This window comes from Paenibacillus chitinolyticus NBRC 15660, assembly GCF_000739915.1.
GTDB classification, from domain to species: Bacteria; Bacillota; Bacilli; order Paenibacillales; family NBRC-103111; genus Paenibacillus_F; species Paenibacillus_F chitinolyticus.
This window is the reverse complement of sequence record NZ_BBJT01000014.1, coordinates 118,515-131,283: the sequence shown is the minus strand read 5'-3', so window position 1 is coordinate 131,283 and position 12,769 is coordinate 118,515. Positions and strand designations below refer to the sequence as shown.

7 protein-coding genes and 12 tRNA genes are annotated in these 12,769 nt (G+C 51.5%); all 19 read left to right on the top strand.

The window, feature by feature from the left end; genetic code table 11:
* The first annotated feature begins 7 nt into the window (after window positions 1-7).
* The 19 genes from PCH01S_RS25425 to glmS all read left to right on the top strand — a co-directional run bounded on the left by PCH01S_RS25425 (window position 8) and on the right by glmS (window position 12,592).
* Window positions 8-83 (top strand) — tRNA-Asn (locus PCH01S_RS25425).
* Between the two features lies 1 nt (window position 84).
* Window positions 85-157, top strand: a tRNA-Thr gene (locus PCH01S_RS25420).
* 6 nt (window positions 158-163) lie between these two features.
* Window positions 164-235 (top strand) — tRNA-Glu (locus tag PCH01S_RS25415).
* 9 nt (window positions 236-244) lie between these two features.
* A tRNA-Val gene (locus PCH01S_RS25410) sits at window positions 245-320 on the top strand.
* Window positions 321-324: 4 nt separating this feature from the next.
* Window positions 325-400 (top strand) — tRNA-Thr (locus PCH01S_RS25405).
* A gap of 8 nt (window positions 401-408) precedes the next feature.
* Window positions 409-483, top strand: a tRNA-Gln gene (locus PCH01S_RS25400).
* Window positions 484-493: 10 nt separating this feature from the next.
* Window positions 494-569: transfer RNA gene (locus tag PCH01S_RS25395), tRNA-Lys, on the top strand.
* 12 nt (window positions 570-581) lie between these two features.
* Window positions 582-662, top strand: a tRNA-Leu gene (locus tag PCH01S_RS25390).
* 10 nt (window positions 663-672) lie between these two features.
* Window positions 673-747 (top strand) — tRNA-Gly (locus PCH01S_RS25385).
* Window positions 748-758: 11 nt separating this feature from the next.
* Window positions 759-835: transfer RNA gene (locus tag PCH01S_RS25380), tRNA-Arg, on the top strand.
* Window positions 836-844: 9 nt separating this feature from the next.
* A tRNA-Pro gene (locus tag PCH01S_RS25375) sits at window positions 845-921 on the top strand.
* Between the two features lie 7 nt (window positions 922-928).
* Window positions 929-1,002: transfer RNA gene (locus tag PCH01S_RS25370), tRNA-Gly, on the top strand.
* A 210-nt stretch (window positions 1,003-1,212) separates the two neighbouring features.
* A complete protein-coding gene (gene ppc / locus PCH01S_RS25365) occupies window positions 1,213-3,999 on the top strand; it encodes a phosphoenolpyruvate carboxylase (protein WP_042234455.1) in 2,787 nt (928 codons plus the stop codon).
* A gap of 128 nt (window positions 4,000-4,127) precedes the next feature.
* The gene (gene sigW, locus PCH01S_RS25360) at window positions 4,128-4,706 is read left to right on the top strand and encodes an RNA polymerase sigma factor SigW (protein WP_009675029.1); all 579 of its coding nucleotides are present in this window, start codon (window positions 4,128-4,130) and stop codon (window positions 4,704-4,706) included.
* An 81-nt stretch (window positions 4,707-4,787) separates the two neighbouring features.
* A complete protein-coding gene (locus PCH01S_RS25355; RefSeq protein ID WP_042234452.1) occupies window positions 4,788-5,387 on the top strand; it encodes a zf-HC2 domain-containing protein in 600 nt (199 codons plus the stop codon).
* A gap of 194 nt (window positions 5,388-5,581) precedes the next feature.
* Window positions 5,582-6,397 (top strand): diadenylate cyclase CdaA, encoded by an 816-nt coding sequence (gene cdaA, locus PCH01S_RS25350; RefSeq protein ID WP_042234450.1) that lies wholly within the window; start codon window positions 5,582-5,584, stop codon window positions 6,395-6,397.
* Complete coding sequence (locus PCH01S_RS25345; protein ID WP_042234447.1) at window positions 6,390-7,727, top strand: CdaR family protein; 1,338 nt, start codon at window positions 6,390-6,392, stop codon at window positions 7,725-7,727. Before cdaA ends, PCH01S_RS25345 begins: the two co-directional genes overlap by 8 nt.
* Before the next feature lie 119 nt (window positions 7,728-7,846).
* Window positions 7,847-9,187: a phosphoglucosamine mutase gene (gene glmM, locus PCH01S_RS25340; protein WP_042234444.1), complete on the top strand. Its 1,341-nt coding sequence runs from the start codon at window positions 7,847-7,849 to the stop codon at window positions 9,185-9,187.
* Between the two features lie 1,575 nt (window positions 9,188-10,762).
* A complete protein-coding gene (gene glmS / locus PCH01S_RS25330; RefSeq protein ID WP_042234436.1) occupies window positions 10,763-12,592 on the top strand; it encodes a glutamine--fructose-6-phosphate transaminase (isomerizing) in 1,830 nt (609 codons plus the stop codon).
* The last annotated feature ends 177 nt before the right edge of the window (window positions 12,593-12,769 follow it).

The following is a 12,769-nucleotide window of genomic DNA, read 5'->3' as shown; positions in this document are numbered from 1 at the left end:
GCGATATTCCCTGATAGCTCAGTTGGTAGAGCACTCGACTGTTAATCGAGTTGTCACAGGTTCGAGTCCTGTTCGGGGAGCCACGCTTCCATAGCTCAGTAGGTAGAGTGCTTCCATGGTAAGGAAGAGGTCACCGGTTCGAATCCGGTTGGAAGCTTCTTAAGGCCCGTTGGTCAAGGGGTTAAGACACCTCCCTTTCACGGAGGTAACAGGGGTTCGAATCCCCTACGGGTCATTACTGGGCGGACGCTTAGCTCAGCTGGGAGAGCATCTGCCTTACAAGCAGAGGGTCGGCGGTTCGATCCCGTCAGCGTCCACCACCATGCCGTTGTAGCTCAATTGGTAGAGCAACTGACTTGTAATCAGTAGGTTGGGGGTTCAAGTCCTCTCGACGGCACCATGTTTTATTGGGGGTTAGCCAAGCGGTAAGGCAACGGACTTTGACTCCGTCATGCATAGGTTCAAATCCTATACCCCCAGCCATTTTTAGTACGAGCCATTAGCTCAGTTGGTAGAGCACCTGACTTTTAATCAGGGTGTCGAAGGTTCGAGTCCTTCATGGCTCACCATGTTTCCAACTTGCGCGTGTGGCGGAATTGGCAGACGCACTAGACTTAGGATCTAGCGTCTTTGACGTGGGGGTTCAAGTCCCTCCACGCGCATCAGTTTTATGCGGAAGTGGCTCAGCGGTAGAGCATCGCCTTGCCAAGGCGAGGGTCGCGGGTTCGATTCCCGTCTTCCGCTCCATAATTTCATATGTGCCCTTAGCTCAGCTGGATAGAGCGTTTGACTACGAATCAAAAGGCCGGGAGTTCGAATCTCTCAGGGCACGCCATTCATATTTCGGGACGTAGCTCAGCTTGGTAGAGCACCTGGTTTGGGACCAGGGGGTCGCATGTTCAAATCGTGTCGTCCCGACCATATGTATGCGGGTGTAGTTCAATGGTAGAACTCCAGCCTTCCAAGCTGGTAGCGTGGGTTCGATTCCCATCACCCGCTCCATACATAACTAACAAAGATCTCTATGAGATCTTTTTTTATTTATCCAGAATCGGGCTTGAGTTAAATCTTACTCAGCTTTCCTTTAATTCTCAGGCATTTTTCGTCAAAAATAGCTATAATGCAACGCGTGAATGTGGTAAAATATTCTGAAATGAGTATGAAATCAGACGAAATTTGGTGTGATTATCAGTAGAGAGAAGAGGCGAGGACATGTCGGATAACGAAACAATCGTTCAGAAAAATTCTACTAACAACTTGCTTCGCAGAGATGTGCGGTTTCTTGGGCATATCCTTGGGGAAGTACTGGTCCATCAGGGAGGCAATGAGCTTCTGGCAGTCGTAGAGAAGATCCGCGAACTGAGTAAATCCCTTCGGGCTCAATATGATCCAGCCATTTATGCGGAGTTTAAAACGACGATCGACGGGCTGCAGCCTGAAATTCGTCACCAGGTTATTCGTGCTTTTGCGATTTACTTTCAACTCGTTAATATTGCCGAGCAAACCCACCGTATTCGCAGAAAACGCGATTATGAGCGTTCCTCGGGAGAAACGGTTCAGCCTGGCTCCATCGAAAGCATTGTTCAGCAGTTGAAGCAAAATCAGATTTCCTACCAAGAGGTCCAGGAAATTTTGCAGACGATCTCGCTTGAACTCGTTATGACTGCCCATCCTACAGAAGCTACACGCCGTGCAGTTCTGGATATTCACCAGCGTATTTCCCAGGACGTGATGTACCTCGACAATCCAACGCTAACCTACCGGGAGAGAGAACAGCTTAGAGAAAAGCTTCTGGCTGAGGTTATGACGCTTTGGCAAACCGATGAACTGCGCAACCGGAAACCGACTGTTATCGACGAAGTTCAGAATGGCCTTTATTATTTTGATGAAACCTTGTTCGATGTTCTTCCTGAAGTTTATCAAGAATTGGAACGTTGTCTGGATAAATACTACCCGAATGAGACTTGGCACGTACCTAGTTTCCTTAAATTCGGTTCCTGGATCGGCGGAGACCGTGACGGCAACCCTTCGGTTACCTCTCATGTCACGTGGGAGACGCTGGAGCTGCACCGCGGCCTTGCCTTAAAGAAGTATGAAACAATTCTCGTGGATGTCATGTATCACTTAAGCTTCAGCAAGAATCTTGCCGAGATCAGTGATGAGCTGCAGAAATCTATTGAGGCCGATCATGAAGTTTTTGGTCCCCACAATGATTTCTGGAGCAATGACGACGAGCCGTACCGCACAAAGATTGCCTATATGATCGAGAAAGTCAAAAACACGGGAAATACTCAAGTAGCGAACTTCCAGAAGTATACCTCGCCGGACGAAATGATTGCGGATCTCTATGTGATCGAAAGAAGCTTGCGGAGCCATTACGCCGATTATGCGGCGGACCGGTATATCAAGAAGCTGATTCGTCAGGTAGAATTATTCGGGTTTCATCTGGCTACCCTCGACATTCGTCAGCACAGCCGCGAACATGAGCTGGCCATGACGGAAATCCTAAACCGGATCGGTATCGTGGAGGATTACAGCACACTCCAAGAAAATGAGAAGATTGAACTGTTGAGCAAGCTTCTCGATGAGCCGCGTCCGATTACATCCCCATACATGAAATACTCCGAGTCTACTCAGGAATGTCTGGATGTATATAGAAATATTTATAAGGCCCAGCATGAGTTCGGACGCTACTGCTTGAACAGCTATCTGATTAGTATGACTCAGGGCGCGAGCGACATGCTGGAAGTTATGGTTTTTGCGAAAGAAGTAGGACTTTATCGCAAGGAAGCCGATGGCACGGTTGTGAGCACCATTCAGTCGGTTCCGCTTTTTGAAACGATCGACGATTTGCATGCGGCTCCTGAAATTATGGATACGCTGTTTAAAATACCGGCTTACCGTGCAAGCTTGAATTCCGCGGCGCCTATGCACGAAATCATGTTGGGGTATTCCGACAGCAACAAAGACGGCGGCGTTATTACCGCTAACTGGGAGCTGCGCGTCGCGCTGCGTGCCTTGACGGATACCGGAAACAAAAACGGCGTTAGGCTGAAGTTCTTCCACGGACGCGGCGGTTCGCTCGGACGCGGCGGAATGCCTCTTAACCGGAGTATTCTGGCACAGCCAGTGGATACAATCGGCGGCGGCATCAAGATTACGGAGCAGGGTGAAGTGCTTTCTTCCCGCTATTCACTGCAAGGCATCGCTTACCGTAGTCTGGAGCAGGCGACGTTTGCTTTGATTAAAGGAGCGGTACTGGCACGCAATCCGCAAAAACATCCGCTTGAAACCGAATGGGAGAGCATTATGAAAGGAATTTCGGAAAAAGCGCAGAATAAGTATCAGGACCTTATTTTCCGCGATCCGGATTTCATGACTTTCTTCAAGCAGTCGACGCCTCTTCCGGAGGTTGGAGAGCTGAATATCGGTTCGCGTCCTTCCAAGCGGAACAACAGCGACCGTTTTGAGGATCTGCGCGCGATTCCGTGGGTATTCGCTTGGACGCAGAGCCGTTATCTGCTGCCGGCATGGTACGCCGCGGGTACGGCGCTTCAGGACTTTTATCAGAATAAGGCCGAGAATATGTCGGTTCTTAAGAACATGTACGAGAACTGGCCGTTCTTTAAATCCATGATCGACGGTTTGCAGATGGCTTTGGCCAAAGCGGACCTTCTCATCGCCAAAGAGTATGGCAGCCTGCTTAAGGAAGGCAGCATCGCAAAGCGCATTTACGAGCTGATCAGCGCAGAATACGACTTGACTTCCAAACTGATTCTGGATATTACCGGGCAGCAGGAGATTCTCGACAACGTGCCGGTTATTCAAGAATCGATCCGGCTTCGCAATCCTTACGTCGATCCGCTGAGCTACCTGCAAGTAGATTTGATCAAAGAACTGCGCGGGGCACGCGAGAATAACGAAGACGACAGCTTCCTGCTGCGTGAAGTTCTTCTTACGATCAACGGCATTGCAGCCGGACTCCGCAATACAGGCTGATAACGGACAACATCGCATAGGCACCGAAACAAAGAGTCAAGCCGTCCTTCCGGGCGGCTCGACTTTGTGTGTTTTACCGAACATAAGTGAAAAGAAGCCCCGTACTTCCTAGGGTTGGAGGAGTTATCTTGAATTTAGTAGAAACACGATTAGCCAAGCTTGCAAGGAATGGAGATCGTGGTGCTTTTGAGGAACTGGTGAATTTGTATAAAGATAAAATATTTCACCTGGCCTACAGAATGCTCGGTAACAAGCAGGAAGCCGAAGATGCTGTGCAGGATACTTTCCTGCGCGTATACAACAACTTAGACCGCTATGACGAGAATCAGAAGTTTTCGACCTGGATCTTCCGTATCGGAACCAACTTATGCATAGACCGGCTGCGCAAACGCAAACCGACCTATTCCCTCGACGCCGAAATGCCGGACAGTGAAGGGAACGATTTTTACGCCATGCTTGCGAGCAAAGATGAGCTGCCCGAGGACCAGATTGTTCTTTCGGAAACACAGCAGGTGATTCGCAGAGCCATTCAAACCTTGCCTGAAAAATACAAATCCGTCGTGATCCTGCGCTATCTCCACGATATGTCGCTTCAGGAAATCGGAGATGTACTCGGCATGCCCGTTACGACAGTCAAGACACGGGTCCACCGCGGCCGGGAGTATTTACGAAAGAAATTAGACACGGACGCAAATTTTTCTCTGTAAGTCCGATTTTTTTGAAACATCTTCTCCCGCCATACGTATGGTATTACACTATCGGCCAAGAACGAGAAAGGAGTGGCTTCGATGAATTGCAAACAGGCCCTCCCTTTGATGCACGAATATTTGGATGGGGACTTGCAGGGGGCCCAGGCGCTGGAGCTAAAGCAGCACCTTTTGTCATGTCCGGAATGCAATTCGCTGTTCCGGCAGATGGAAACGACGGATGCGCTCGTTCGTTCCATCCCTGCACCTACCGTGTCAAGTGATCTCACGAACCGTATTATGGGCAGTCTCCCTCCCGTTAAGAAGCGGAAGCCGTGGACGCAGTGGATCCGCAGACATCCTGCGGTTTCGGTAGCGGCTGTATTTCTGTTAACGATGGCGGGCAGCTTTATGACCCTGTGGAATAACAACACCGAGTTAATGGTACGGGGTGCAGACCTGGAACGGGTAATCATCCAAGGCGATAAAGTGATCGTGCCCAAAGGAGAGACGGTAAAAGGCAATCTGGTGGTCGAGAACGGCCAACTGGTTGTAGAAGACGACGCCAATGTGGAAGGAAATCTGGTGGTTATCGACGGAAACATGAATTTGGCATCGACTGCTCACATATCCGGGGATAAAATACGCATTGACGAAGCTTTAAGCTGGATCTGGTTTAAACTGAACGATCTCATGCATTGACCTGCTTAAACAAAACAGCATGCATATCTTATACAGCTAAAGTCCTTGAGGGGTATCCCGGAGGGCTTTTTTCTTTGGAAACCGGGAAATGGGTAGAATAGAAGAATTGTTCGGATTGTGGTATTATCAAGGAATAGACAGATAAAAATAAGATAAAAATCCGGGTTTTTACGCATTGATTTGGGGGAACTCCAGTGGAATTATTCGCAGATATTTCCATCACAGATATTATAGATATCTCGATTGTCAGCTATGTGGTTTATAAATTAATTATGCTGCTGCGCGGGACAAGAGCCGTACAGCTCATGAAAGGGATCATTGTCGTACTGGTCGCCTGGGCGCTCAGTGTTGCTTTCAACCTGAACACGCTGCAGTGGATCATGAACCAGATGTTTACGGTGGGTCTGATCGCCATTATTATTATTTTTCAACCGGAGCTTAGAAGAGCCCTGGAACAGTTGGGCCGCGGCCGGCTTTTCTCACGCAGTTCGATGGACGTGGACCAGGACGTCAACATCCGGATCGGCGAAGTGATTAAAGCGATGAATTATTTGTCCCGGCGTAAAATCGGGGCTTTGATCGTCTTTGAAAAGGAAACGGGCCTGACCGATTACATCGAATCGGGAATAGCCATAGGCGGACGGATCAGTTCCGAGCTGATTATTAATATTTTTATCCCGAATACGCCTCTGCACGACGGGGCGGTCATCATTCGCAACAACCAGTTGATGGCGGCGGGTTGCTATTTGCCCCTTTCGGAAAATCCTTTTATCAGCAAAGAGCTTGGTACCCGGCACAGGGCGGCTATCGGAATGAGCGAGGTTTCGGATGCCGTTTGTTTGATCGTGTCCGAGGAGACGGGACAAATTTCGCTGTCGCTTAACGGGCAGGTCGTCCGGGATATCAAGGAAGAATCCTTGATTTCGAAGCTTTTTGATGAATTGAAGCCTAAGGCCAATGACCGTCAAAACCCTTTCAAGAAATGGTGGGAGGGACGCAAACGTGGATAGATGGCTGAGGAATACTAATGTCGTTCGGGTGATCGCGGTCATTATCGGAATTCTTCTGTGGGCGGTTGTCCGGATGGAAGGCACTACCGTGACCAATTCGACAACGGGAGGAATTAAAGAGCTGCCGATCAGCAATGTGCAAATTACGCCGAAATACGATTCGGATAAATATTATATTTCTTCGATTGAGCCCAGCCGGGTACAGGTGATTTTGAAAGGGAAGGATTCCGCGCTGAAGCGGGTGAGTACGAGTGAGTACAAAGTCGTGCTGGATTTGACCAAGGCCGGCGGTAAAGGGGAGTATGTCCTTCCGCTCGAGGCGGTCGGCTTCCCGTCATCTTTGCAGGTGGACATCGTGCCGCGGAACGTCAAGGTGGTCGTCGAGGAGCAGGAGATGAAGGAAGTCCCTGTGAAGATCAATGTAAAGGGAACTCCGCAGCCCGGCTATAAATCCGGCGATCCTATCGCCAAACCGAGCAAAGTGCACGTAACCGTTCCGGCAAGCAAGGCGGACGAGGTAGCCACGGTCCAAGGCGAAATCTCGGTAGATAAAGCCGATTCCGCGGTAACGAAGCAGGTAAAGCTGAAGGTCTATAACAAAGAAGGCCGCGAGCTGCCTTACGATATAAGGCCGGCCGTAGTGGACGTGGATGTCCCCGTCACCAGCCCGTTTAAAACGGTGCCTCTGCAGATTCAGCTGACGGGCAATCTACCTCCCGGTTACAGCATCGGTTCGGTTAAGCAGAATCCGGACAAGATCATGGTTTACGGGGCACAAAACGTGCTGGACGGCATGGACTTCTATTCGGGAGTTACGCTCAAGATCGATGGGCTTAAGGAAACGAAAGAATTTACGCTGGACATTCCTTTGCAAAAAGGGGTGACTCAGATTGAGCCGACGAAGGTGCAGGTAACCGTCGAAATCGTCTCTTCCATCAAAAAGGAATATCCGGGAATCCCTCTGAAAATAGTGGGACAGGCGGAAGGAACGGAAGTGAAGTTCACCGATCCTCCTAACGGCAGCATTACGCTGACCCTGGAAGGAGCGGCGCCTCAAATGGAGGCCGTTAAACCGGAAGATATCCAGGCTATCGTGGATGTGAGCAATTTGCCTCCGGGGGCGCACGAACTGCCGATTACTCTCAATCTGCCGCCGTACATCAAAGATGGCGGGACACAGGTCACGAAGGCCAAGGTCGTCATTTCGGCGGCTCAGACGCAAACCGAGTCGAAGAACCCGAGTCCTACACCTATTCCGACTCCGACTCCAACCCAGAAACCGGATGCTGAGGGGGAAACGGTCCCCAAAAAGGAGGCCGTAACCCCCTAAACGGGAATTTTCCTTCGTAAGTTATAAGGGATATGTTAAAATCATGACAAGTTACCAGGATTTATAAAGAAACCGATTTGGCATTCACGTGCCGTTTATGAGAAGAGGGGAAGAGAACGATGGGGAAATATTTTGGAACGGATGGAGTTCGCGGAGTAGCCAATCGGGAGCTGACACCGGAGCTGGCTTTTGAAATCGGACGCTGTGGAGGATATGTGCTGACACGTCAGGCTCAGCATCCGAAGGTAGTTATCGGCCAGGACACGCGTATTTCGGGTCCTATGCTGGAAGCGGCGCTGGTTGCAGGTCTCCTGTCGATCGGAGCGAACGTGATCCGCCTCGGCGTCGTATCTACGCCTGCCGTCGCGTATTTGACGCGCGTGCTTGGCGCCGACGCCGGCGTGATGATCTCCGCCTCCCATAATCCCGTGGAAGACAACGGGATCAAATTTTTCGGCGGAGACGGGTTTAAACTGCTCGATGAGACGGAGCTCGAAATCGAGCGCCTGCTCGACGCGGACGGCGACGAGCTGCCGCGGCCGGTGGGCGGCGAGATCGGTACCGTGTCGGATGATCCGAAGGCGAAGTTCCTGTACGCCGACTTCGTTAAGTCGACCGTGCAGCATTCGTTCGGCGGCATGAAGATTGTGATGGACTGCGCGAACGGAGCCGCTTACGAGCTGGCGCCTAAGATTTTCCGCGAGCTGGGAGCGGAAGTGATCACGCTCGGAGCGGAGCCGAACGGGCGCAACATCAACGAGGGCTGCGGTTCGACTCATCCGGAGAATCTGCAGAAAGCCGTCGTGGAGCACGGCGCGAACCTCGGCCTTGCGTTCGACGGGGACGCGGACCGGCTCATCGCGATTGACGAGAACGGGGAAGAAGTCGACGGCGACTTCATTTTGAGCATCTGCGGAGATGCGATGAACCGTGCGGGCAAGCTCAATCACAGCACGATTGTGACGACGGTTATGGCCAACATCGGCTTCTTTAAGGGAATCGAGGGCCATGGCCTGAAAGCGACCCAAACGGCCGTAGGAGACCGTTACGTGATGGAAGAGATGCGTAAGGGCGGATACAACCTGGGCGGCGAACAGTCCGGGCATGTTATTTTCCTCGATTACAATACGACCGGCGATGGTATTCTTACGGGCTTGCAGCTCGCGGACACCCTCGTGGCGGGAGGTCGCCCGCTTAGCGAAGTAAAGCGGATTATGCGGAAGTTCCCGCAGGTGCTCGTGAACGTGCGTGTAGCGGATAAAAGCAAGCTGCAGGACAATGCAGCCATTGCCGGCGCAATCAGCGCCGTAGAGAGCCAACTGGGCGACAACGGCCGTGTGCTGGTTCGTCCGTCCGGGACGGAGTCCCTTATCCGCGTGATGGCGGAAGGGCCGGACAAGGATACGGTGGAAGGCTACGTCAATGATATCGTAGAAGTCGTGAAGCGGGAGCTCGGTTAATTCCGACACGTATTGCGGGTTTGATTTTGCCTGATAGATAAGATTATAGAGTACTATGTGGATTGGGTTGTACAGGCCGCTTTTCTCTCGAGAGAGGAGCGGCTTTTTTGCATGCGAATAGAAGGGACGGAGGGCTGAGCGGTGTAGAAGGGGGGAACAGGGTGGAGTGGAGGGCTCTGGGGGGGGGGGATAAGAGGAGTTCGCCAGTTCGCGGAAGCGGATGTAGATGCGCAGAAGGCCTGAGCTAACGGACAGACTCGCGATGGTTTAGCAGAATAGAAAGTCTTGGGGAATTGAACTCCGCTGGGGGAAACAGCGTTCGTTAAAATTGAAGGCATCGACCGATAGCCGCTAGCTCCCGGATCGCTGCGAGACGTCGCATGACGGGTTGTTAAGCACACGTATGGAAGCCGAAAGGAGCCTGCCACCGTACAGTCGTACCTAGCCGAAGGTGAGGCTCATACCGATTTTACACAAGATTTTACCGGCTATTATGGGGCTTGTATCTCATTTTGTATCGGGAGAGTTGCAAATCGAGGCCAAAATGAATATGATGGGTATATGTTTTTTTTACTCATGCAGAGAAGGGTGGATAGTGTTTCAGCAACAACAAGCGCCAGAACTTGCGCGGGAAGCGTCTGAATTGTACATGCGGGTTAATCGACCCGGTATGGCAAAGATAACGTGGAGCCGGCAAGTTGACGAGGTGAAGGTGTTCGAATTTTTCGGCGGGGACCTTCCGGTAGTTCATTCCTACCGACAAGCTGGAGAGCAAACTGTCCGGGTGACCGGGCACACAAGAATCCAGCCGAATGATTCATAGCAAGGGATCAGAGCCGCATGCTTATTTATGAAGCAGGGACGGTTCTGGTTGAGGCTGCAAACGGGTCGTACGGAAACCGCCTTAGGCGGACGAACGGAGCAGTCGTTTTTTAGACAGGCAGAAAAGATCTTTGCAGAGCGGTGACGTTGGCTTAAGGGTCTTGCTTGTGAAGCATACGGGCTGCATTGCGGCGCTGTTGGACAGGTGCCCTCAGATATAGGGGCCTGCTTTCTTCAGTTCTGTTTTTCGCGGCGAAGACGCTGCTTGGACAGCTTGTATCGTTACGTGTCAGGCATTATTTTATAATCGTTCGGGCCTTATATGAATGAGCCGCTTTTTTTGAAAAACGCGAGCTCGGAAGCCTTTTTTAAGTGCGCCTATTAGAAGAATTGAGGGCATTTAGGAGGATTACGGGTGTAAAGGACCGGTTCACTTTTTAAAAACGGGTGTTATAGAGACACTTGTAAAAGATAAGTTTTGATACGTATCGTATCAATTGACTTGCTCTAGCTAACCTAATCGGACATCAAGGTGTAAGAACGGCTGAGATGGTTTTGGTGTTCCGGTTACGTGCACTCATTCTTTTCGACGAGATAAGGAATCGCAAATAAATAGGCAAGGCAGACGGCAGGAGTTTGAATCCCGGAGTATGACTCTATTCAGTGTTCCGCCGATCTTTGACAAACAGCCTATGAACGTTATTCGCAGGATGCGGAGCGGGTCATGGAGCTCAAATAATGGGGGTATTTTGTATGTGCGGAATCGTTGGATATATCGGTAAACGTGATTCTCAGGAAGTGTTGATCGAGGGATTGAAAAAGCTGGAGTATCGCGGGTACGATTCGGCAGGAGTAGCCGTTTATACGGAGGGAGGGCTTCAAATCAAGAAGTCGAAAGGCCGTCTGGCGGTGCTGGAATCGCAGCTTAGCGATGCGCCGTTGAACGGAACGGTAGGAATCGGTCATACGCGCTGGGCGACTCACGGCAAGCCTTCGGATGAGAATTCGCACCCGCACACGGACAATTCGATGAAATTCTCGGTTGTTCACAACGGGATTATCGAGAATTATATGACGCTGAAAGAAGAGCTGATCGCTAAAGGGCACACATTCGTTTCGGAGACGGATACGGAAGTGATCTCGCATTTGATTGCCGAACTGTATGAGGGAGATATCGTCAAAGCGGTTCAGCAGGCGGTTAAACAGATGCGGGGCGCTTTTGCTCTCGGCGTGCTGACGGAGTATGAACCGGACCGGCTGGTGGCCGTGCGTCTGGCCAGTCCGTTGATCATCGGGGTAGGCGAGGGAGAGAACTTCATCGGCTCGGACATTCCGGCGATTCTGGAATATACACGCAATGTGTACATTCTGAACGATGGCGAAATGGCGCTGCTTACGCGGGACGGTGTCGAATTGATGACAATCGAGGGGAATTTTATTTCTCGGGAAATGTTCCGTGTGGACTGGGACCTGGTAACGGCTGAAAAAGCGGGCTTCGATCACTTCATGATGAAGGAAATTTATGACCAGCCGAAAGCTTACCGCGACACGATCGGCAGCCGTATTTCCGAAGCGGGCGACAGCGTGATTCTGGATGAAATTTCGATGACGGCCGACCAAATTCGGAATATTCGGAATATCCAGATCGTAGCCTGCGGAACGGCGTATCATGCCGGGCTTGTCGGTAAAAGCGTCATCGAAAAGCTGGCGCGCATCCCGGTTGAAACGGATGTGGCTTCGGAGTACCGTTACCGGTCGCCGATCATCACCCCGGAAACGCTGGTCATTGTCGTGAGCCAATCCGGCGAAACGGCGGATACGCTGGCCGCGCTGCGCGAGGCGAAAAGAAACGGCGCGCGTGTGCTGGCGATCACCAACGTAGTCGGCAGCTCCGTATCCCGGGAAGCGGACGACGTGATCGTGACTTGGGCAGGGCCGGAGATTGCCGTGGCATCGACGAAGGCTTACACGACACAGCTGATGGCGTTCTATCTGCTGGGTTTGTTCCTCGCGCAGACGCTGGAAACCGTGGAGCCGGCTGAAATCCGCCACACTTTGGCGGCTATGCAGAGCCTGCCGGAGCAGGTGGAAAGCATTCTGGCGCGCGGCGAAGAGATCCAAGCTTATGCGGAGCAGATTGCTCCGAAGGAGCATTTGTTCTTCATCGGCCGCGGGATCGACTATGCGGTAGCACTGGAAGGCTCGCTTAAGCTGAAGGAGATCTCGTACATTCACTCCGAAGCTTATCCGGCCGGCGAGCTGAAGCACGGAACACTCGCGCTGATCGAGGATGACGTGCCGGTGATTGCCCTGGGACTGCAATCCGACCTTCAGGAGAAGACAGTGAGCAACGTCAAGGAAGTTACGGCGCGCGGCGGCAAAGTGCTGGGGATTGCTTACGAAGGAGACGCCGAGTTCGCAAAATCGGTGGACCAGACGTTCAGCATCCCGCGGACGCTGGATGTGCTGTCCCCTGCGCTGACCGTGATTCCGCTGCAGCTGCTTTCGTACTATGCGTCGTTGGCACGCGGGAACGATGTGGATAAACCGCGCAACCTAGCGAAGAGCGTGACGGTGGAGTAGGGTGGAAGCGGGAAAGTAGCAGTTGTCTGGTGATAAAAAAGTGTGGAACTAGTAAAAAACTGTGGAACCACTAAAAGGTATTGGTAATCGAATATGTACGAATGTTAGAGGGATTCAATATGGACAAAGGTAATATGTATCATTGAACGCAGTTGTTACGGAAGTAGCAGGTACACA